General features: G+C 70.9%; 17 protein-coding genes. 6 read left to right on the top strand and 11 right to left on the bottom strand.

What is annotated here, in order from left to right:
• Positions 1-83: 83 nt before the first annotated feature.
• From OG587_RS24950 to OG587_RS24940, 3 genes are all read right to left on the bottom strand, one after another.
• The gene (locus OG587_RS24950) at positions 84-1241 is read right to left on the bottom strand and encodes an acyltransferase family protein (RefSeq protein WP_329079304.1); all 1158 of its coding nucleotides are present in this window, start codon (positions 1239-1241) and stop codon (positions 84-86) included.
• A gap of 262 nt (positions 1242-1503) precedes the next feature.
• Entirely contained in the window at positions 1504-3267 is a 1764-nt protein-coding gene (gene arc / locus OG587_RS24945; RefSeq protein WP_329079302.1) for a proteasome ATPase, read from the bottom strand.
• 205 nt (positions 3268-3472) lie between these two features.
• The gene (locus OG587_RS24940; protein ID WP_329079300.1) at positions 3473-4351 is read right to left on the bottom strand and encodes a tRNA (adenine-N1)-methyltransferase; all 879 of its coding nucleotides are present in this window, start codon (positions 4349-4351) and stop codon (positions 3473-3475) included.
• A gap of 157 nt (positions 4352-4508) precedes the next feature.
• Here OG587_RS24940 and OG587_RS24935 point away from each other — a divergent pair, with 157 nt between their 5' ends.
• The gene (locus tag OG587_RS24935) at positions 4509-5615 is read left to right on the top strand and encodes a GNAT family N-acetyltransferase (protein WP_329079299.1); all 1107 of its coding nucleotides are present in this window, start codon (positions 4509-4511) and stop codon (positions 5613-5615) included.
• Between the two features lie 42 nt (positions 5616-5657).
• On the opposite strand, the gene OG587_RS24930 is transcribed toward OG587_RS24935, so the two are convergent.
• Positions 5658-6881 (bottom strand): aminotransferase class III-fold pyridoxal phosphate-dependent enzyme, encoded by a 1224-nt coding sequence (locus tag OG587_RS24930; RefSeq protein WP_329079298.1) that lies wholly within the window; start codon positions 6879-6881, stop codon positions 5658-5660.
• A 122-nt stretch (positions 6882-7003) separates the two neighbouring features.
• Positions 7004-7927, bottom strand: coding sequence for a carbohydrate kinase family protein (locus OG587_RS24925; RefSeq protein WP_329079297.1), 924 nt, complete (start codon positions 7925-7927; stop codon positions 7004-7006).
• 82 nt (positions 7928-8009) lie between these two features.
• Here OG587_RS24925 and OG587_RS24920 point away from each other — a divergent pair, with 82 nt between their 5' ends.
• A complete protein-coding gene (locus OG587_RS24920; protein WP_329079295.1) occupies positions 8010-8609 on the top strand; it encodes a TetR/AcrR family transcriptional regulator in 600 nt (199 codons plus the stop codon).
• A gap of 190 nt (positions 8610-8799) precedes the next feature.
• On the opposite strand, the gene OG587_RS24915 is transcribed toward OG587_RS24920, so the two are convergent.
• Positions 8800-9588 carry a serine/threonine-protein kinase gene (locus OG587_RS24915; RefSeq protein WP_329079293.1) on the bottom strand — a complete coding sequence of 263 codons (789 nt, stop codon included), beginning with the start codon at positions 9586-9588 and terminating at the stop codon, positions 8800-8802.
• Between the two features lie 120 nt (positions 9589-9708).
• Here OG587_RS24915 and OG587_RS24910 point away from each other — a divergent pair, with 120 nt between their 5' ends.
• Positions 9709-11790 (top strand): cation:proton antiporter, encoded by a 2082-nt coding sequence (locus tag OG587_RS24910; protein WP_329079292.1) that lies wholly within the window; start codon positions 9709-9711, stop codon positions 11788-11790.
• 109 nt (positions 11791-11899) lie between these two features.
• Here OG587_RS24910 and OG587_RS24905 read toward each other — a convergent pair whose 3' ends face one another.
• From OG587_RS24905 to OG587_RS24890, 4 genes are all read right to left on the bottom strand, one after another.
• Positions 11900-13360: an FHA domain-containing protein gene (locus OG587_RS24905; RefSeq protein WP_329079290.1), complete on the bottom strand. Its 1461-nt coding sequence runs from the start codon at positions 13358-13360 to the stop codon at positions 11900-11902.
• Positions 13357-13791: a hypothetical protein gene (locus OG587_RS24900; protein WP_329079288.1), complete on the bottom strand. Its 435-nt coding sequence runs from the start codon at positions 13789-13791 to the stop codon at positions 13357-13359. Before OG587_RS24900 ends, OG587_RS24905 begins: the two co-directional genes overlap by 4 nt.
• A gap of 22 nt (positions 13792-13813) precedes the next feature.
• Positions 13814-15349: a hypothetical protein gene (locus OG587_RS24895; protein WP_329079286.1), complete on the bottom strand. Its 1536-nt coding sequence runs from the start codon at positions 15347-15349 to the stop codon at positions 13814-13816.
• A gap of 159 nt (positions 15350-15508) precedes the next feature.
• Positions 15509-16597 carry a site-2 protease family protein gene (locus tag OG587_RS24890; protein ID WP_329094003.1) on the bottom strand — a complete coding sequence of 363 codons (1089 nt, stop codon included), beginning with the start codon at positions 16595-16597 and terminating at the stop codon, positions 15509-15511.
• Between the two features lie 167 nt (positions 16598-16764).
• Between OG587_RS24890 and OG587_RS24885 the strand changes: the two genes are divergently transcribed.
• The 3 genes from OG587_RS24885 to OG587_RS24875 all read left to right on the top strand — a co-directional run bounded on the left by OG587_RS24885 (position 16765) and on the right by OG587_RS24875 (position 19936).
• On the top strand, positions 16765-17643 hold the full coding sequence (locus OG587_RS24885) for a RecB family exonuclease (protein ID WP_329079284.1): 879 nt from the start codon (positions 16765-16767) through the stop codon (positions 17641-17643).
• Between the two features lie 311 nt (positions 17644-17954).
• Entirely contained in the window at positions 17955-19253 is a 1299-nt protein-coding gene (locus OG587_RS24880) for a sensor histidine kinase (RefSeq protein ID WP_329079282.1), read from the top strand.
• Positions 19253-19936, top strand: coding sequence for a response regulator transcription factor (locus tag OG587_RS24875; protein ID WP_329079281.1), 684 nt, complete (start codon positions 19253-19255; stop codon positions 19934-19936). Before OG587_RS24880 ends, OG587_RS24875 begins: the two co-directional genes overlap by 1 nt.
• A 54-nt stretch (positions 19937-19990) precedes the next feature.
• On the opposite strand, the gene OG587_RS24870 is transcribed toward OG587_RS24875, so the two are convergent.
• Positions 19991-21052, bottom strand: coding sequence for an ABC transporter ATP-binding protein (locus OG587_RS24870; RefSeq protein WP_329079279.1), 1062 nt, complete (start codon positions 21050-21052; stop codon positions 19991-19993).
• Positions 21053-21090 lie beyond the last annotated feature (38 nt).

Raw genomic sequence — 21090 nt, 5'->3', positions numbered from 1 at the left:
ACCCTCTGTTCGTCAGGGACTGTTTCTCTCCGTGGTATCTATTCCCGACCCTAGACCCTTCACTATGCCCGGTGGTCGGACAGTTATGGCACCGAAGCCTTTTCGCCCGTTGCGAGGGGGATCGAGGAGAGCGCGGGGAGCTGTGACGGGGACGGGGATGCGGCCCTTCTCCGCCTCCTGGATTTGACGAACTCCTGAAGCGGGCGCTCGGCCACCCGGTACACCAGGTAGGAGAACGCCATCGCGGCCAGCAGGGTGACCAGGGCGGTCAGCGCGGGCGGCAGCACGTCCCGCAGGGCGGGGACGATCAGTACCGCGGCCGGGGTGTGGAACAGGTAGAGCGGGTAGGTGAGCGCCCCCAGGACGACCAGGCCGCGCCAGCGCAGCCACCCCAGCCAGCCCAGCGCCACCATCGCCATGAGCACGTAAAAACCGATCACGGTGGCGATCACGGCCCACTCGGGCACCGGCATCGCGGCGTAGCCGACGTTCTCGACACGCCCGGCCACCCGGTCGATCGCCGCGCTGACGGCCAGGCCGCCGCTGATCCCGGCCAGGCACCACAGGACGAGCCTGGGACCGAACCTCGTCATCAGGAAGAACGCCATGCCGCCGACGAAGTACGCCGCGTACTTGGGCATGACCACGAGCTCGACCCACGCCTCGTCGCTCCCGGCGAAGAACCCGGCCGCCAGCAGCCAGACCCCCATGAAGACCAGGCAGCGGTTGAGCGTCACCCCGGCGATCACCAGGATCGAGATCAGCACGTAGAAGCGGAGCTCCACCCAGAGCGACCAGTAGACGCCGTTGGCGTCGTAGACCCCGAAAGCCCGCTGGAGCATCGTGAGGTTGATCCCGTACTCGCCGAGGCTCAGCTTGGGGTCCAGGGCCGTGGCGGCGGTCAGCCCGTAGACCGCGGCGGTGACGGCCACGCTGACCCAGTAGGCGGGAAAGAGCCGCACCAGCCGGGAGAGGGCGAACGCCCCCAGCCCGCGTCCCCAGATGCTCATCAGGATCACGAAGCCGCTGATCATGAAGAACAGCTCGACGCCGAGGATGCCGAGCCCGGAGAGGGTGGAGATCGCCGGGAACAGCTCGGCCGGGCGGTCGCCCCACACCGAGGCGAAGGCGATGAAGTAGTGGAAGGCGAGCACCGCCATGGCGGCGAAGAAGCGCAGGAGGTCGAGTTCGGCGAGGCGGCCACTTCCCCGAAGCGCCTCGCGAGACCCCGTGCCGTTCACCGGGCGGCCGGGCCGGAATGTTCACGCACGCCACTTGGACGGCGTCTCGATCATTCAGGTTCCCCGTGACGGCTGTCTATTTCCGTTCACTTCCGGGACGGGTGTGAAAGGAGGTACGGACCACAGTCACTAAAAGGGATGAAATAGGACAAGAGTCATCGGCTGTCGAATTACGCGCGAGAAATCGACCAGGGTTTCGAAAGGCGCGAAGACGCCGGTGGCGCGGCCCCCCGGAGGGAGCCGCGCCACCGGTCACACGTGGTTACAGGTACTGACCGGTGTTGGCCACCGTGTCGATGGAGCGCCCTGCCTCGGTGCCCTGCTTGCCCGTCACGAGGGTACGGATGTAGACGATCCGCTCGCCCTTCTTGCCGGAGATGCGGGCCCAGTCGTCGGGGTTGGTGGTGTTGGGCAGGTCCTCGTTCTCAGAGAACTCGTCCACGCAGGCCGCCAGAAGGTGCTGGATCCGCAGGCCCTTCTGACCGGTCTCCAGGAACTGCTTGATCGCCATCTTCTTGCCCCGGTCGACGATGTTCTGGATCATCGCGCCGGAGTTGAAGTCCTTGAAGTACAGGACCTCCTTGTCGCCGTTGGCGTAGGTCACCTCGAGGAAGCGGTTCTCCTCGCTCTCGGTGTACATCCGCTCGACGACCCGCTGGATCATGCCGGAGATGGTCTCCTGGCGGTTGGAGCCGTGCTCCGAGAGGTCCTCGACGTGGAGCGGGAGCTCGGGGATGAGGTACTTGGAGAAGATGTCCTTGGCCGCCTCGGCGTCCGGCCGCTCGATCTTGATCTTGACGTCCAGGCGGCCGGGCCGCAGGATCGCCGGGTCGATCATGTCCTCGCGGTTGGAGGCGCCGATCACGATGACGTTCTCCAGGCCCTCGACGCCGTCGATCTCCGACAGGAGCTGGGGGACGATGGTGTTCTCGACGTCGGAGGAGACGCCCGAGCCTCGGGTCCGGAAGATCGAGTCCATCTCGTCGAAGAACACGATCACCGGGGTGCCCTCGGAGGCCTTCTCGCGAGCCCGCTGGAAGACCAGGCGGATGTGCCGCTCGGTCTCGCCGACGTACTTGTTGAGAAGCTCGGGGCCCTTGATGTTGAGGAAGAAGCTCTTGCCGGACTGGCCGGTCTTCTCCGCGACCTGCTTGGCCAGGGAGTTGGCGACGGCCTTGGCGATGAGCGTCTTGCCGCAGCCGGGCGGCCCGTAGAGCAGGACGCCCTTGGGCGGGCGGAGCTTGTGCTCGCGGAAGAGGTCGGCGTGCAGGTACGGGAGCTCGATGGCGTCCCGGATCTGCTCGATCTGCCGCATGAGCCCGCCGATCTCCTCGTAGGAGATGTCGGGCACCTCCTCCAGGACGAGCTCCTCGACCTCGGACTTGGGGATGCGCTCGTAGACGTAGCCCGAGCGCGGTTCGAGCAGCAGGGAGTCGCCCGCCCGGATCGGCTGGTCCATCAGCGACTCGGCGAGCTTCACCACCCGCTCCTCGTCGGCGTGCGAGATCACCAGCGCGCGCTGGCCGTCCTCGAGGAGCTCCTTGAGCATCACGATCTCGCCGAGGTCCTCGAAGCCGAGGGCCTCGACCACGTTGAGCGCCTCGTTGAGCATGACCTCCTGGCCACGCTTCAGCGACTCGACGTCCACCGCGGGACTCACGTTCACCCTGAGTTTGCGGCCACCGGTGAAGACCTCCACCGTGCCGTCTTCTCTGGTTTCGAGGAACACGCCGAACCCGGACGGCGGTTGCGCCAGCCGGTCTACCTCCTCCTTCAAGGCGACGATCTGGTCCCTGGCCTCCTTGAGGGTGGCCACCAGACGCTCGTTCTGGCCGGTTACGGCCGCGAGGTTCGCCTGCACGTCATGGAGACGCTCTTCGAGAATCCTGGCCTGCCGGGGAGACTCCGTCAGCTTCCGACGCAACGCGGTGATCTCCTCCTGCAGGAAGGAGACCTGTGTTGTGAGGTCGGCGACCTCCCGTTCGCGCTGCGCGGCACGAGCCTCAGCGTCGTCGCGAGCTGCCACGGCGTCACCTCCTTCCCAGTCGAGACCGACTACTCAAAACCCTACCCATCTAAGGGCTGTCCCTTACCTGGCTGAGCAGTGTTCATATGACTACATTAAGTGCGCGATGATTAATCCCTTTTGGTGCATTTAGTACTAGATGTATAAGAACACGAAGGTCCGCTCCCGTGTCACTCTCTCACGGGCCGTCGTGGCCGAATCGTCATCATGTGGCGGAAGACGTGGAAGTCGTGGACTCCTCGCCATGTGCCCCCTTCGCCGGACGTCTACGTCGAGGTGGTGGCGTCACCCCGTCGGCCATACGACGGGCCGTGACCAGGAACCCGGTGTGGCCGACCATCCTGTGGTCGGGCCGCACGGCCAGTCCCTCGACATGCCAGTCACGAACCAGGGTCTCCCACGCATGGGGCTCGGTGAAACTCCCGTGCTCCCGGATAGTTTCGACCGTACGCGAGAGCTGAGTTGTGGTCGCGACATAACAGCAGATCACGCCGCCGGGGGTGAGAGCCCGAGCTGCGGCGTCCACACATTCCCACGGGGCGAGCATGTCCAGGATGATCCGGTCGACGTCGCTCTCGTCGAGATCGTCGACGAAGTCGCCGACCACCAGACGCCACTGCTTCATCGGGCCGCCGTAGAACTTCTCCACGTTCTTGGTGGCGATCTCGGCGAAGTCCTGGCGCCGCTCGTACGAGGTGAGGGTGCCTTCGGAGCCGATGGCGCGCAGCAGGAAGCAGGTGAGCGCGCCGGAGCCGACGCCCGCCTCCACCACCCGGGCGCCGGGGAAGATGTCGGCCATGGCCACGATCTGGGCCGAGTCCTTGGGATAGATCACCGCCGCGCCTCGCGGCATGGACAGCGTGTAGTCCTGGAGAAGGTGCCTGAACGCCAGATACTGGGTGCCGCCGGACGAACGCACCACCGAGCCCTCGGGCTGGCCGATCAGCTCACTGTGCGGGATCCCGCCCTTGTGCGTGTGGAACACGCCGTCTTCCTTCAGCGTCACCGTGTGACGCTTGTTCTTGGGGTCGGTGAGCTGAACCTGATCCCCGGCCTGAAACGGCCCATGCCTGCGAAAACCCATGACCGCAAGGTTATCGGCGCGCGGCGGTGTCCTCGGACCGCCGGGAACGTGATCACGCGAGGGGGAAGGGCGCTCGGGGACGGAAGCCGGGGCGGACGGGCGGGATGATCCGCTAAATGATTCGCCGCTCAAAGCGGCACCTGGTAGCTATTGTGGCGTGTTTCCCCATGATGTGATTCCGGCCGGCCCCGTCGTCCTGAGGCCGCTGGCCCCGACCGACGCCGAGGCGATCGTCCGTGCCTGCTCCGACCCGGAGATCGTCCACTTCCTCCCCCTCATCCCCGTGCCGTACACCCGGGACGACGCGCTCGAGTACATGGAGCGGTGCCGGGAGGAGTGGCAAACGGGAGGGGCCCCGTTCGCGATCGCGGACGCGGTGACGGGCGAGTGGCTGGGCAACATCGGCCTCATGGCCCGTCCCCGCGGGGGCATCGAGATCGGCTACCTGGTCGCGCCGTGGGCGCGGGGCCGCGGGGTGGCCACGGCCGCCACCGCCGCGCTGAGCGCGTGGGGGTTCGGCCACGGGGTCGCGCGCGTCGAGCTGTTCGCCAACGTGGAGAACCTGGCCAGCCAGCGGGTCGCCCTGGCCGCGGGTTTCCGGCACGAGGGCGTCCGGCGCGGGGCCGAGGAGCAGCGCGACGGCACCCGGCACGACCTGGTGGGCTTCGCGCGCCTGCGCGGCGACTCCGGCGAGCGCGTGGCGCCCTTCCTGCCGGAGTTCCCCGGTGGATCGCTGACCGACGGGGTCGTGCGGCTCAGGCGGCTCACCGCCGCCGACACCGCCGACTACCTGGCGCTGCAGAACGTGCCCGACGTCGTGAAGCACAGCGTCCCGCCCGAGCCCCCCACCTTCGAGGAGGCCGAGGAGCGGTGCCGCACCGCGGGCGCGAACTGGCTGGCCGGCAGGGGGGCCGAGGTCGCGATCCTGGACGCCGAGACGGGCGCGTTCGCCGGGGACATCCAGCTCAGCGGGGTGATCCCCCCGTTGGGGCAGGCGATGACGGGCTACAGCGTGCGGCCGGAGTTCCGCGGCAGGGGCTTCGCCTCCAGGGCGGTGGACCTGCTGGTCGGCTGGGCCTTCGAGTACACCCCGCTGGCCCGGATCATCGCGGGCACCTCCCCCGGCAACGTCGCCTCGCAGCGCGTGCTGGAGCGCGCGGGCTTCACCCGGGAGGCACTGCTGCGCGGGATGCTGCCCGGCCCCGGCGGCACGCGCCTGGACGACCTGCAGTGGTCTCGCCTGCGGGACGACGCCCGGCGCTAGCCGTACGCCGCCGTCCCGGTGGTCCCGGCGTCCGGCCGGGTCTCAGTCGGCGCCGAAGCGGGCCCTGAGCCTGGCGTAGGCGGCGTCGGTGCCCTGGAGTGCCCGGTCGATGTCGGCGTCGGTGTGGGCCGCCGACAGGAACCAGTTGTGCCACGGGTGGAGGTAGACCCCCTCCTCCAGGCAGGCCGCGGCCCAGAACATGCCCTTGTCCAGCGTCGCGTCGCCCTCGAAGGAGAGCCACGGGATCTGCGCCGGGCCCGTCTGGTTGACCGTGAAGCCGTGGGAGGCGGCCTGGGCGGCGAGGCCCTCGCGCAGGCGGGTGCCCGCGCGCTCCATCAGGGCGATGCCGTCGATGGCGCGCAGCGTCTCGATCGTGGCCTTGGCCGCGGCCATCGGGGCGGCGTTGAACCAGAAGGAGCCGGTGGAGTAGAGCGTCTGGGCGGGCCCGCGCAGGGAGTCCACTCCGGTGACGGCGGCGATCGGGTGGCCGTTGGCCATCGCCTTGCTGAAGGCGTACAGGTCGGGGCGCACGCCCAGGGGCTCCCAGGAGCCGCCCAGGTCGATCCGCCAGCCCCCGCGCACGTCGTCGATCACCAGCGCGGCGCCGATCCGGTCGGCCAGGGCCCGCACCCCCCGGGCGAACTCCGCGGCGACGAGCTCCTGGTCCTCGAACGAGTCGTGCTTGAACGGCGTCACGATGATCGCGGCGACGTCGCCCTCCACCCGGGCCGCGGCGGCCTCGACACTGGCGAGGTCGTTGTAGGTGAACTCGACCAGGTCCGCGCGCTCGCTGGGGGTGGTCCCCGCCGGGCTGGGCGTGCACCACGGGTCGGCCCCGTGGTAGGCGCCGTGCGCCATGAGGACCTTGGTCCTGCCGGTGGCGGCGCGGGCGACCATCAGCGCCTGGGTGGTGGCGTCGGTGCCGTTCTTGGAGAACATCACCCAGTCGGCCTGCGGGACGATCTCCACCAGCAGTTCGGCGAGCTCCACGTAGACGGGACCCGGGCCGTTGAGGCAGTCGCCCGCGGCGAGCTGGGCCGCGACGGCGCCCTCGACGGCGGGGTGGCGGTGGCCGAGCACGACGGGCCCCCAGGAGCACATGAGATCGATGTACTCGCGCCCGTCGGCGTCCCGCTGGCGGCAACCCTCTGCCCCGACGAAGAACTGCGGGTAGGCGGGGCCGTGCAGGGCCGCGTTGAGGTGGCCGTACATTCCGCCGGGGACGACCTTGGCGGCCCGCTCCCTGAGTTTGGCGTCAATGGACATGCGTCGTCCTTTCACGTCTGGATTCACGTCTGGATGGGTTCGGGCGGTTCACGGCCGCTCCCGCCGTCCGTACGACCTCGGGGCCGGAACCGGGGGCGAGGTCGGGACCTCGGACGGAGAGGTCACTTCTCGTCGCGGAGTTCCCCTGCCCCGTCCAGGCCCGCGTCCGAGCCGAGGCCCCCGGCGACGCGGGCGGCCAGCGCGGTGCCGAGCCGCGCGGCGCCGGCCACGTCGCGGCCGTCGACCAGACCGGCGATGAACCCGGCGCAGTAGGCGTCTCCGCAGCCGGTGGTGTCGACCACCGGGACGTCGAGGGCGGGAACGCGGGTGAGGCCCTCCGCGTCGGCGATCAGGCTCCCGTCCGCGCCGAGCGTGACCAGGACGGCCGAGGCCCCCTGCGCCAGCAGGGCGCTCGCGGCCTCCTCCACGTCGCCCACCTCGCCCGCGCCGCTCATCAGCAGCGCCTGCTCCTCGTTGGGCAGGAGGTAGTCGACGTGCGGGAGGAAACTGCGAACCCCCCGCATGAGGTCCGGCATGTTGGACAGCAGGTCCATGGTGACGATCGTGCCCGCCGCCCGCGCCTCGTCCAGCAGCGCGAAGAACGCGGGGTCGTACAGGCCCCAGGTGACGTCCATGCCGCCCAGGTGCACGACCCGCGCGCCGAGGACGGTCTCGCGGGCGACGTCGGCGGTGGACAGGCCCAGGTTGGCGCCGGGAACGTGGAAGGACGGGCGCCCGCCGTCGGGACGGATCGGCAGGATCGAGGCGGCGGTCTGCTCCCCCCGCCTGCGGACGATCCCGGCCACGTCGACCCCGCGCCGCTCCATCATCATGACGAGCAGGTCTCCGAGCTCGTCGTCCCCGATCGCTCCCACCGAGGCCACCGGGACACCGAGCGCGGCCAGGTCGACGGCGGTCGCGGCGGCGGCGCCCGCCGCGGTGACGCGGATCTGCTCCAGCAGGTGGGTGTCCTGCCCGTCGGGGATCGACTCCACCGGTCTGGCGAGCACGTCCACGATGTGCACACCGAGGGTGACGACGGTCATATCGAGTCCTCCTCATGTCTTCAGCGGATAGTAGACGGGCGACCGACTAAAATGTCAACGAACCCGTTCGGGAAGGAGTGAGGTGCCGAAGATCGTCAATCACAGCGAGCGCCGCGAGGAGGTCGTCGAGGCCGCGCGCCGCATCATCCTGCGCGAGGGCATCGAGGCCGCCACGACCCGGGCCATCGCCAGGGAGGCCGGTTACTCCAACGGCGTGCTGACCCACTACTTCGCCGACAAGGACGACATCATGCTGTCGGCGCTGCGTTCCTCGCACCGGCGCATCGTGGAGCGCCTGCGCGGCAAGCTGGCCGGTCTCACCGGGCTGGCCGCGCTGCGCGAACTCCTCCTCGACAACCTTCCGCTGGACGACGAGCGCGCCCGGGAGAGCGGGCTGGAGATGGGCTTCTGGAGCCGCAGCATGACCAGCCCGGCGATGCTGGAGGCGCAGCGCGCCGAGGCCGAGGAGCTGCGCTACCTGGTACGCAGCCTGCTCGGCGCGGCGGCCACCGGCGGGGAGATCGCCACCGCCGACGACCTCGACGACGTCACCGAACGGCTGCTCGCCCTCGTCGACGGGCTGAGCGCGCACCACCTGCTCTATCCGGACAGGCTCGACGCCGCGCGCCTGGAACGGATGCTCGACACCGAACTGGACCGCCTCCGCCCCACCGGCGCGTAGGCCCGGAGGACCTCAGGCCGCCTGCCCGGTCCTCGGGTGAGGCACCCCGGCGGTCGGGCACCCCGCACCGGCGGGGCTCCCCGCCCGGCGTCGGCAGGATGTCTCGAACCGGCAGGGCGTCTCGATCGGCAGGGCGTCCCGAACCAACAGGGCGTCTCAGCCCGGCGGAGCTCTCAGGCCGGCGGAGCTCTCAGGCCAGCAGGGAGTAGAGCCGGTCGGCCACTCCCCTGGCGGTGGGCCGCTTGGCCGTGTCGCCGAGGCAGGCCTGGACCAGGTCCGACAGCTCGGGCTCCAGCCCCGGGTCGATCGACGGCGTCGTGCTGTACACCTTGCGCAGGGTGAGCAGCGGGTCGTGGGTGGGCAGCTCCCCGTAGAGGCCGTTGCCGCTCACCGCCCAGTGCAGCGTCGCGCCCAGCGACCACACGTCTCCCGCGGGGGCGGGGGTCTCCCCCTGCAGCAGCGCCGGATCGGTGAACTCCACCGATCCGATGTCGCCCATCCCGGTCACCGTCGCGCCCGGCATCAGCACCTGCGACAGGCCCAGGTCCGAGAGCTTGCCGCCGTCGTCGGTGAGCAGCACGTTGCCGGGACGGATGTCGCGGTGGACGATGCCCTCCTCGTGCAGCGCCTGCGCCGCGTGGGACACACAGGCGATCGAGCGCAGCACCCGCTCACGCGAGGGACGCTCCGCGGGACGCGCCAGCGAGCCGCCCGGCAGGTACTCCATCGAGTAGTAGAACACCCCGCCCTGCTGGCCGGCGTCGTAGAGCCGCACCAGGTACGGAGAGCGCACCGCGGCGAACGCCTTCAGCTCCCTCGTGGCGCGGCGGAACGCGTCGTTCCCGGTGCCGCCCACCACCTTCACCGCGACCAGGTCCGCCTCGACGGGCAACCGCTCCGGCTTCTTCGCCAAGTAGAACTCGCCGTGGTTGCCCGCCCCCAGTGACCGGACGAACTCGTAATCGGCGATGCCTTCCACCAACGGTCTCCCTCCATGCCTGCGCAACGTTCGCGACGACATCCCACACACGGTAACGTCGCCCTCGACATTCTCGGGGCTTTTCTTTACATACGGAAAGCGTGCTCGCAAGTGCTGCACATGGATCTGCTCCTCCTCGACCTTGTCATCGTCCTCGCGGCGGCGCGGCTGTTCGGAGCGCTGGCCAGACGGCTCGGCCAGCCACCGGTCATCGGCGAGATCGTGGCGGGCATCCTGCTGGGCCCCACGCTGCTGGGCCCCCTGATCGGCGACCAGCTGTTCGGACCCGAGATGCGGCCCCCGCTGCAGGCCCTGGCCAACGTCGGCCTCGTGCTGTTCATGTTCGTCGTCGGCCTGGAGCTGGACCAGAAGCTGGTCAGGGGCAAGGGCCGGATCGCGGTGACCGTGGCGCTCGGCTCGACGGTGGTGCCGTTCGTCCTGGGGTGCGTGCTCGCGCTGGCCATCGCGGGTGAGCACGTGGGCGGCGGCAGGACGCTGCCCTTCGTGCTGTTCATGGGCGCGGCGATGGCCGCCACCGCGTTCCCGGTGCTGGCCAGGATCCTCACCGACCGGGGGATGCAGCGCATCACGCTCGGCGGCCTCGCCCTGGCCTCGGCGGCCGTCATCGACGTGCTCGCCTGGACCGTTCTGGCGGTGGTGGTGGGCATCGCCGGGGCGGGAGAGGCCGAGGGGCAGTGGAAGGTCCTGCTCGCCCTGCCGTACGCGCTGGTGATGTTCCTGGTGGTCAAGCCACTGCTGGCCCGCCTGGTGCCCGCGTACGAGAAGGCCGGGCGGCTGACGCCCGGACTGCTCTCGCTGGTGCTCATCGGCCTGATCGGATCGGCCTGGGCCACCGAGTGGATGCACGTCCACTTCATCTTCGGGGCCTTCGTGTTCGGCACGGTGATGCCCCGCGAGGGAGCGGAGCGGCTCAACCACGAGATCCTGGAACGGCTGGAGCAGCTCGCCGTGCTGCTGCTGTTGCCGATGTTCTTCGTGGTGGCGGGCCTCAACGTCAACCTGCGCGAGCTCGACCTGTCCAGCCTCGGCACGCTCGCCGCGATCCTGGCCGTCGCGATCGGCGGCAAGCTGCTCGGCTCCTACGCCGCCGCCCGGACGCAGCGGCTGCCCGCCCGGCAGTCCTGGACGCTGGCCGCCCTGCTCAACACGCGAGGGCTCACCGAGATCGTCATCCTCACCGTCGGCCTGCAGAAGGGCGTGCTCGACGACGAGCTGTACTCGCTGATGGTGGTCATGGCCCTCGTCACGACCGCGATGACCGGCCCGCTGGTGCGCAGGCTCTACCCGGACCGGCGGGTGGCCCGCGACATCGCCGACGCCGAACGTGCGGCCCTCGGGGTGACCGCCGCCCACCGGGTGCTGGTGATCGTGCCGGAGCCTCCCGCCGAGCAGGCCCCGCTGGTCGGCCTGGCCACCACCCTGGCCCTGTCAGCGCCCTCGGCGTCCCCGGCGTCCCCGGCGTCCTCGGCGTCCTCGTCCGAGGTGGTCCTGGGCCACCTGCGCCCCTATCCGGCGGGCCGCCTGGAGGTCGGCAGCGGCCTCTCCTCGGAGCTGGCCGAGCTGGCCGAGACCCTCCACGAGCTGGAGACGCTGGCCGCCACGGTCCGCGAGCGCGGCTCGGAGAGCAGGGTGGTGAGCCGGTTCAGCGCGGATGTGGCGGGCGAGCTGCCCGGACTGGCCTCCGGTGCCCGTCCGGACCTGCTGGTGCTGCCCGCCGGTGTCCCCGGCTACGCCGGTGTGCGCGACGGCGCCACCTGCCGCGTGGTGACCGTGGCCGTGCCATCGCCCGTATCCGAGTCCGTGCCCATACCCGAGTCGCCGTCCGTGTCGCCGTCCGTGTTCGGGCAGGCCGGGTCAGGCTCCGAGCCGGGGCCGGTGGCGGTGCACCACGGCTCGGGGGGCGACGCGGCCGCCCACGTGGCGCTCACCCTCGCGACGCTGTGGGGCCGCCCCCTGGTCGTCACCGGCGGGAACCGGGCCTCGGCACTGGCCCAGCGGCTGGCCAGGCTCGGGGTGGAGGCCACCTCGGGCCCGGTCCCCGAGGGCGCGCTGGTCGTGGCCGCCGACACCGCGAACGCCCCCGAAGGCGCCCACCTGCTGGTCCGCGCCGAGCAGGACCCCGACCCGGTCGACTGGACCGAGGCCGTCTCCGCCCTGCGCGCCCCGCTCCCGCGGCCCTGACCGTACGCCCGCGCCTCCCGGCCGGTCCTACCTCCCCGGTCCGGCGGCCCCGAACGCACGCCGGGCGGCACGGCCGTGGCCGTGCCGCCCGGAAGGCGAGAGGCGCCTCTCAGCGGTTGCGGTGCGATTCGTAGCGCATGGTGCGCGAGACGCCGATCCGCACGGTGGTGCCGGGCAGGATCGCGACCGGCTCGTTAGGCGGGATGTCGTAGAAGTTGGGGTCGCCGGGCGGCTGGATCTGGGTGCCGTTGACCGATCCCAGGTCGACCAGGTTGACGTCCCAGCCGTCCAGCGCCACCCGCAGGTGGCGGCGGGAGACCGAGCCGTCGGGGCTGGTGACCTTGGCCGGGCGCACCGAGCCGTCGGCCACCTCGGGAGCACGCTCGGGGTCACGGCCCACCAGGTAGTCGGTGTCGAGCCGCAGCGTCAGGCCGTCGTCCAGGAGCAGCACCCCCAGCGGCGGGCGCGGCCCCTTGTACGGGACGAGGGTGCGCTGGACCAGCGCGATGCCGCAGACCGCGCAGTAGGGCACACGGGGGTCGTTGAAGTGGTCGTTCTTGCAGTCGACCCCGTAGACCAGCGGCCGTGCCTCGGGCTCGGCCGCGGGCCCCGCCGGGGGTTGCTCGTTCCCCGGCTGCGAGCCCCCGGGCGTCAGCAGCTCGTACTCGAACGGCTGGTCGCGCACGTCGACGGGGTCTCCGCCCATCCCGCTCGCCATCGCGGTGTCGATGTCCTCGTGGTGGACGACCGCGGGATCGGGCCCGGCGGAGGGACCTCCGGAATGGGCACCCGAGTGGCCGGGAGAGGAGAGCGGGCCCTGCGGCACCGGCTCGGAGTGCCACCCCTGCGGCTGCGGCTCGCGCCGCGGCTCCACCGGCGGGGCGACCGGCGGGTAGGGCTCGGCCGGGCCCATCGGGTAGGGCGCGGGCGGTGCGGGCTCCGGGGGTGCCGACCAGGCGGGGGGCTCCGGCCGCTCGGGCGGCGCGGGCATCGGGGTGGGAGCGGGGACCGCGGGCTCCATCCGGGGCGCGGCCTGCTGGACGTGCTGTCCCTGGGGCGCGGCGGACTCCGCCCGCGACACGGCCCGCGGGGCGGCGCCCGCCTCGGTCAGGTCGCACGAGACCCCGCCCGCGACGATCACTCCGGAGTCCAGCCGGGACAGCGGGTGCGCGGCCCCCGCGTCGGGCAGGCGCAGCTCCACCCGGGTCACCGGGCCGGGGACCAACCGGTCGGACCAGGTGAGCGCGTCACGCCCGGCGAGCTGGATCTCGCCGTTCGCACCGGTCACCGACGCGAACGCCGGGCCGCTGACCAGGACGGCCACTCCCCCGCCGACGGGACCGGCGACGGCGCACGCCACCGGCTCGCCCATCATGACGGCGAGGATCTGGGCGACCCGGCGGGCCAGCGCCCGGCCGTCGCCGCCGGAGGCCGCGGTCTCCCGCATCGCCCTCAGCAGATCCTCAACGACGGCCTCGGCCGCGTCGCACACCAGCAGCAGGCCACCCTCGTGGGCCACCAGCCCGTTGCCCGGAAGCGGACGCACCACCCCGAAGCCCTGGTCGGTCACAGAACTCTCCCTCCCCGGAAACGCCACCGGATGAACGGCACCCTCATGGGGCCGTTCGTCACCAACCAGATGCATACCCAGACGACGGTGAAGTGCGTCCAGAAGGCGGCCGGCGGGACCGGATCGATGAAATCAACTGCACCGGACCGTAGCAAAAAGTACAGCACAAGACCTTCGGGCACGAGCGTCAGCAGGCCGAAGAGGGTCGGCCAGTCCTTCTCCCATCTGAACTGCATCAGGAAGTGGTATATCAGCTCCCAGACGACCCCCAGCACGGCGACCGCCGCGATGACCAGGAGGCCGTTGGCGTAGCGGCCGGAGAGCGGCCCGGAACCGGGGAGCAGCGGCACGATCAGCAGGGTGATGACCACGCCGACGGTGGCGAGCATGAGGAGGCGCGTCTGAATACGGCCCAGCAGGGTCGGAACCACGGGGAACTACTCCTTACACCGATTACACCGACGAGTTGCGGGCCCACTTGAACCACTGCGAGGTCGACCGCAGCGGCCCCATCTTCTTGACGAATCCACGCCTCGCCAGGTCGTCCGCTATCTCCTGGGCCGCGATCTGCAGGCCGAGGAAGGTGTCGACGCCGGGGAAGTAGCCGCCGAGCGTGGCCGATCCCGACGCGTAGAGGGCGCCGTCGCCGCTGGCCGTCCCCTTCACCTCGAAGTGGCGCTCCACCTCCAGCCGGCCCACCGGGTTGCGGAACGCCCCGCCGTGCTGGAGCAGGTCCGCGAAGACCCGGTGCTCGGCGATGTCGGCCTCGAGACCCGTGCAGTCGATGATGTAGTCGGACACCGGCTCCCGGACGATACCGTCGCCGCTGCGCACGTAGCTGACGAGCCGCCCGTCGCGGCTCTGCTCCACGCGGTCGACGGTGCCCTGCACGGGGTGGTAGTAGCCGCCGCTGCGGCCCGCCCGCATCTGCTCCTGCCAGCGCCGCCTGAAGGGGGTGTTGGTGCCGCCCATCTCCTTGTACTTCTTCGCCCGGTCGGCGCCCTCCAGCTTGCGCATCTGCGCCTTGAGCTGGCCGCCCCACACCGACTTGGGGTAGTTGAAGCCCTGATAGGCCCAGCCGTCCCCGCCCTTGCGGCGCGACCAGACGTGCGGGCCGTGGGAGCCGCTGACGAACGTGCGGAAGATGTGGATGATCTGGGTCTGCAGGTTGTGCCGCTCCCGGTCGTCGAACAGCCGCTGGAGCACCCGGGAGGCGACGATGCCGCCGCCGCGGATGACCACGGTGCCCGGCCGGGTCTTCAGGAACTCGTAGACCTGCTCGTGCGGCTCGTAGGCGTTGACGACGTGCTGGTAGTCACCGTGCTTGGTACGGAACTCCTGCAGGTCGGGCAGGAACTTCAGGCCCGGGTAGCCGATCGCGACGTGCACGAAGCGCGAGCGGAAGATGATGCGCTTGGTCGGCGCCGCGCCGTCGGGCGGGGTGACCACGGTGAAGTAGCCGCCGCCCGCCCTGCGGCGGACCATCCGCACCTGGCCCTTGACCAGCATGTCCCAGTAGTTGATGCGCTTGGCCTCGCGTTCGAGGTTCTCGAAGACGGTGCCGGCGCGCGGGGTCCAGTAGTCGTTCAGCAGCGGCTCGGTGAGGATCTGCCACAGGTATGACGGCTTCTTCTCCTTCCACGCCTCTTCCAGGGCGTAGGAGGGGAATCCCCACAGGTTGTCCGGGCGGGAGGAGGAGTCGGAGCGGATCCGCTCCCCTCGGGGGATCTGCGAGCACCTGGTGAGGAACTCGTAGGTCTGCCACGGATGGTCGATGTTGGACACCACCCGCATCTGCGAGGTGGGGACGCCGTAGATCCTCAGATAGTCGAGCGTCACGAAGGATCCCATGCCGCCACCGATCGTGAGGAACGGGATGTCGTACATGGGGATGCCCGCGGCCGCGACCATCTGGTCGGTCCATTCGGGGGTGCCGAGGAGATCCGGCGTCAGATCGCCGGCCGGAGCCGGTGTTTGGGGGGGTGCCAATTGACGTCCCTTAAGCTACATGGCCAGCCCGTTCGCTGGCCAAAACCCTAGTCCTGGTAAGAGCCGAAGACGAGTGGGACGAACAGGCATGATCTGCTCCTGTCGCCCCTGTCATCGGCGAGTATCCAGTGAGACGCCTGTGAACCACCTGCGGTTCGCTTAAACCCCGCTGAATACGCGATTCACGTCCGAGGTCGCGAGCACACCGAAGATCTCGCCACCGCGCTCCACCAGGAGATACTCCCCGGCGGGGGATTCGCGCATGGCGTCGATCAGCGGCTCCCCCTCCAGGTCGGCGGCGAGCACCAGCGACGGCTCCAGGCTGCGCGCCAGCGAACCCGCCGTCACCCAGGGGCGGCGGCTCTCCGGGGTGGCCTCCACCGCGACCTCGTTGACGATGCCGGTGGGGTGGCCGTCGTGGTCGACCACCACCATCGCCCCCGCCTGGGCCTCCGCGGCCCGGCGCAGGGCCTCGGCCAGCGGCACGTCGCCGGTCACCGCGATGGCCCGCCTGGCCAGGGCTCGGGCGTTGACCTCGGGAATGCGGGCCCGTACGCGGGCGCCGCGCAGTGCCTGGGTGGCGCCGAACCAGATGAAGGCGGCCAGCAGCACCGACCAGATGATCATCAGGTCCGGGGACTGCCCGGTCACCAGTGCCAGCCCGACGGGGACCGCCACCAGGGCGACGGCCAGCACCCGGCCCGCCCAGGCCGCCGCGATCGTGCCGGAGACGGGCTTGCGGGTGATCTTCCAGACGCCCGCCCGCAGCATGCGCCCGCCGTCGAGGGGCAGTCCCGGCAGCAGGTTGAAGATCCCGACGATCAGGTTGGCCCCCCAGAGCTGGAAGACCAGGACGCCGAGGATCGTGCCCGGCTCGATGAACCGGGAGGCGGCGAAGCCGATCCCGGCCAGCCCGAGCGAGAGCAGCGGCCCGGCGAAGGCCACCATGAACTCCCTGCCGGGGGTCTCCGGCTCGCGCTCGATCTCCGAGACGCCGCCGAGCAGGTAGAGCGTGATGCGCCGTACCGGCAGGCCGTACATCCTGGCCACCACGCAGTGCGCCAGCTCGTGCAGGAGCACCGAGACGTACAGCAGCACCGCGAAGACGAACGCGACGACGTACGTGAGCGGGACGCTCAGGTCGGGCAGCCACGAGGCCACCACGCCCTGGAACGAGTAGGTGATGAAGGCCGCCACGATGAACCAGGTCGGCGAGACGTAAATCGGGATGCCGAACGGCCGGCCCATCCGCAGCCCCGGATTGTCCTGGCGTGGGCTGTCGCTGCTCACCGCTGGCTCACCATTCCTCGTCCCATCCACCCTCAGGCCTCGATGGTACGCGCCATCGGGCCCGTGGCAGACGCCACGAGGCACCTCGGGCACAAACTGTCGTCACCGTGACCTACAGTGCGGTCATGTCGCTGACCGAGCCCACGATCGTCGGAGCCCTGTCGCCGTCGCGCGCGGGTGACTTCATGACGTGCCCGCTGCTCTACCGCTTCCGGGTGATCGACCGGCTTCCCGAGCCGCCGTCGCCCGCCGCGGTGCGCGGCACGATGGTCCACTCGGTGCTGGAGCGGCTGTACGACCTGCCCGCCCCCGAGCGCACGGTCTCCGCGGCCCAGGACCTGCTGGAGCCGCAGTGGCGCAGGCTCCAGGAGGAGGAGCCCTCGTACGCCGGCATGTTCACCGGCGACGACGACCGCGCCGAGTGGCTCGCCCAGGCCCGCGCCATGCTGGAGCGTTACTTCACCCTTGAGGACCCCACCTGCCTGGAGCCCGCCGAGCGGGAGCTGTACGTGGAGGCGGTGCTCGGCAGCGGCCTGATGCTGCGGGGCTACATCGACCGGCTGGACGTGGCGCCCACCGGCGAGGTCCGCGTCGTCGACTACAAGACCGGCAGCGCCCCCGGTCCCGCCTTCGAGGCCAAGGCGCTGTTCCAGATGAAGTTCTACGCGCTGGTCCTGTGGCGGTTGCGCGGCTCGGTGCCCCGCATGCTCCAGCTGATGTACCTCGGGGGCGGCGGCGAGGTCCTGCGCTACACCCCCGACGAGGCCGACCTGCTCGCCACCGAGCGCAAGGTCCAGGCCCTGTGGCAGGCCATCGAGCGCGCGCTGGAGACGGGCGAGTGGCGCTCCAGGCCCAGCAGGCTGTGCGGCTGGTGCAGCTACAAGGACCTGTGCCCGGAGTTCGGCGGCACTCCCCCGCCCGTCCCCGAGCGGCAGCCCGGCGACACCGTCCGCAGCAACCGGCGGCCCGCCAGGATCACGAGGGCGGCCACCGACGAGCTTTGACGTGCTCCCTTGGAGCACACTCGGGCCTGACGGCACTCCCGCACGGGCCTTCACCCCAGGCTTGAAGGCCCGAGCACCGGCCCGCATTCCCGGTAGCGGCCGCGGTGGGCGGCGCCGCGCGTCGCGGTGAGGCCGCGCCCCCGGCTCCCTCGCTCCTCGGCCCGCTTTCCCGGCGCGTCTCCACGACGCCCCTCGGCCCACTTCCCTGACGCGGCCTCGCGGTGTTTCGCGGGGCGGATCCTTCGTGGGGATGAGGGGGATATCCACCTCTGGCAGGGTGGCGGCGGTGGAAGGGCGCCTAAATTGATTGTGTGCGCAACACCATCGGCAGCCTGCGGACGTGGTTCCTCGGGCACCCGCTGATTCCCGACGTGATCTTCGGTGGAGCGCTGGCCGCCGCCTCGGTCCCCTTCGCCCACGTGACCCACGTCTTCGGCGACCCCGCCCGCCTGAGGGCGCCCGACGCGATGGGGCTCGGCCTGATCGTGGCGGGCTGCCTGTCGGTGGCGCTGCGCCGCCACCGGCCGTTCCTGGTGCTCTTCCTGGTCTGCCTGGCCGAGGTCACGCTGGCCGCGACGGGACGCAACCCCTCCCTGCTCTGGCTCGTCACCCTGGTGCTGGTCTACACGATCGCCGCCCGGCGCGGTCTGGCGCTCAGCCTGGGCGCCCCGGCGCTGGCCCTCACCGGGCACGTCCTGTCGTCGTCGGCGGGCGGTGGGCTCGGCGGGTGGAGCGGCCACCTGCTGATGGCCGTGTTCACCGCCTCCCTGTGGATCGCCGGCCGGAGCGTGCGGCTGCGCCGGGCCTACCAGGCGGAGCTGCGCGACCGGGCGCGGCGCATGGAACGCGCCCGGGAGGCCGACACCCGGGCGGCCAGGGCCGAGGAGCGCTCCCGCATCGCCCGCGAGCTGCACGACGTGGTCGCCCACCACGTGAGCGTGATGACCGTCCAGGCCGCCGCGGCGCGCCGGGTGCTGGCCAGCAACCCCGACGGGGCGCGAGAGGCCCTGTCGGCGATCGAGGAGCTCGGCCGGACCGCGATGTCGGAGATGCGCAGCATGGTGGGCGTGCTCAGGACCGACGGGACACCCGCCGAGCGCAGCCCGCAGCCGGGGGTTCGTGAGATCCCGGCCCTGGTCGACCAGATGCGCGAGGCGGGGCTGCGGACGCAGCTGTCGATCGAGGACGAGCGGGGGACCGCGGCGACGTCCAAAACGACGGGAGCGGGGGCGTCGGGAACGACGGGGGTCACGGAGATGGCGGAGATGGCGAGGATGGCGGGGATGGCGGGGATGGCGGGGATGCTGCCCGCCGGTGTCGACCTGGCCGCGTACAGGCTGGTCCAGGAGGCCCTGACCAACAGCCTGCGGCACGCGGGGCCGCAGGCGCGGGCCTGGGTGACGGTGCGGCACGAACCGGGCGGGCTGGCCGTCCAGGTCGAGGACGACGGCCTCGGGCCGAAGGCGCGTGACGCGGACGAGGAGGTGACCGGGCACGGATTGGCGGGTATTCGCGAGCGCGTCGCCCTCTATGGTGGACTTCTGAGGATCGGCCCGCGTCCCGGGGGCGGATTCGAGGTCAATGCCCGGTTCCCCCTCAAGGATGCGTGATGACGATCAGAGTGCTGCTGGTGGACGACCAGCCACTGCTGCGCACCGGCTTCCGCCTGATCCTGGAGGCCGAGCCCGATCTCACCGTGGTCGGTGAGGCGGGAGACGGCAAGGCGGCGCAGGACCAGTCACGGGCGCTGCTGCCCGACGTGGTGCTGATGGACATCCGGATGCCGGGTGTGGACGGCATCGAGGCGACCCGCAGGATCGTGCGGGAGGCCACCGTGGGCGCGCACGTGCCGCGGGTGCTGGTGCTGACGACCTTCGACCTCGACGAGTACATCGTGGAGGCGCTGCGCGCCGGGGCCAGCGGGTTCCTGCTGAAGGACGTCCCGCCCGAGGATCTGGTGCAGGCCATCCGGGTGGTGGCCGCGGGCGACGCCATCGTCGCGCCGAGCGTCACCAGGCGGCTGCTGGACAAGTTCGGCGCGCACCTGCCCTCGGTGCACCAGCAGTCGACCCCCGCGCGCCTGGACCGGCTGACCGAGCGCGAGCTGGAGGTGCTCCGGCTGATCGCCAAGGGCATGTCCAACGCGGAGATCGCCGCCGAGCTGGTGGTGAGCGAGACGACGGTCAAGACCCACGTCGGCAACGTGCTCACCAAGCTGGGCCTGCGCGACCGCGTCCAGGCCGTCGTCCTCGCGTACGAGACCGGCCTGATCACGCCGGGCGCGCTTCCCTGATTCGCCCTCGCCCGCCCGCCCGTACGAACCCTCCGTACGGGCGGGGAGGAGCGGTCAGCCGGAGACGGCCTGCGCGGGCTGCTTGGGGGCGTTCTCCGGGAAGTGGCAGGCGACCTGGTGGCCCGGGGCCAGCGCCTCCAGCGGCGGCTCCACCGTCTTGCAGATCTCCTGGGCCTTCCAGCACCGGGTGTGGAACCGGCAGGCGGGCGGCGGGTTGAGCGGGCTGGGCACGTCGCCCTGGAGGCGGATGCGCTCGCGGTCCCTGCGCCGGGCCGGGTCGGGGACGGGCACCGCGGACATCAGCGCGGTGGTGTACGGGTGCATGGGCGACTCGTACAGGTCCTTGCGGTCGGCCAGCTCGACGATCTTGCCGAGATACATGACCGCGACCCGGTCGCTGATGTGCCGGATGACCGACAGGTCGTGCGCGACGATGACGTAGGTCAGGTCGAGCTCGTTCTGCAGGTCCTCCAGGAGGTTGACCACCTGGGCCTGGATCGACACGTCGAGGGCGGAGACCGGCTCGTCGGCGATGATGAGCTTGGGCTTGAGGGCGAGCGTGCGGGCGATGCCGATGCGCTGGCGCTGGCCGCCGGAGAACTCGTGCGGGTAGCGGTTGTAGTGCTCGGGGTTGAGCCCGACCAGCTCCAGGATCTCCTGGACCGCCTTCTTGGTGCCCTGCTCGGTCTGGATCCCCTGGATGCGGTACGGGGCGCCGACGATGGCGCCGACCGTGTGCCGGGGATTGAGCGACGAGTAGGGGTCCTGGAAGATCATCTGCACGTCGCGGCGGAGCGGGCGGATCTTGGCCTGGGACATGTGGGTGATGTCGTGGCCCTCGAAGACGACCTTGCCGTCGGTGGGCTCGAGCAGGCGGGTGATCAGCCGTCCCGTGGTGCTCTTGCCGCAGCCCGACTCGCCGACCAGGCCGAGCGTCTCGCCCTTGTGGACGTCGAAGCTGATCCCGTCGACCGCCTTGACCGCGCCGACCTGCCTGCGCAGCAGGCCCTTGGTCACCGGGAAGTACTTCTGCAGGTCCTGCACGGACAGCAGCGCGTCGGAGGAGGACCTCTCGGCCGCGCCGCCCTTGTCGTCAACGACGTCGACCGAGGTCACGCGTCCTCCCTAACCCGGGGCGTGCTGTGCTGACCGGC

Source organism: Streptosporangium sp. NBC_01469 (genome assembly GCF_036227305.1).
Classification (GTDB): Bacteria; Actinomycetota; Actinomycetes; order Streptosporangiales; family Streptosporangiaceae; genus Streptosporangium.
This window is presented reverse-complemented; position numbering and strand designations above follow the sequence as displayed.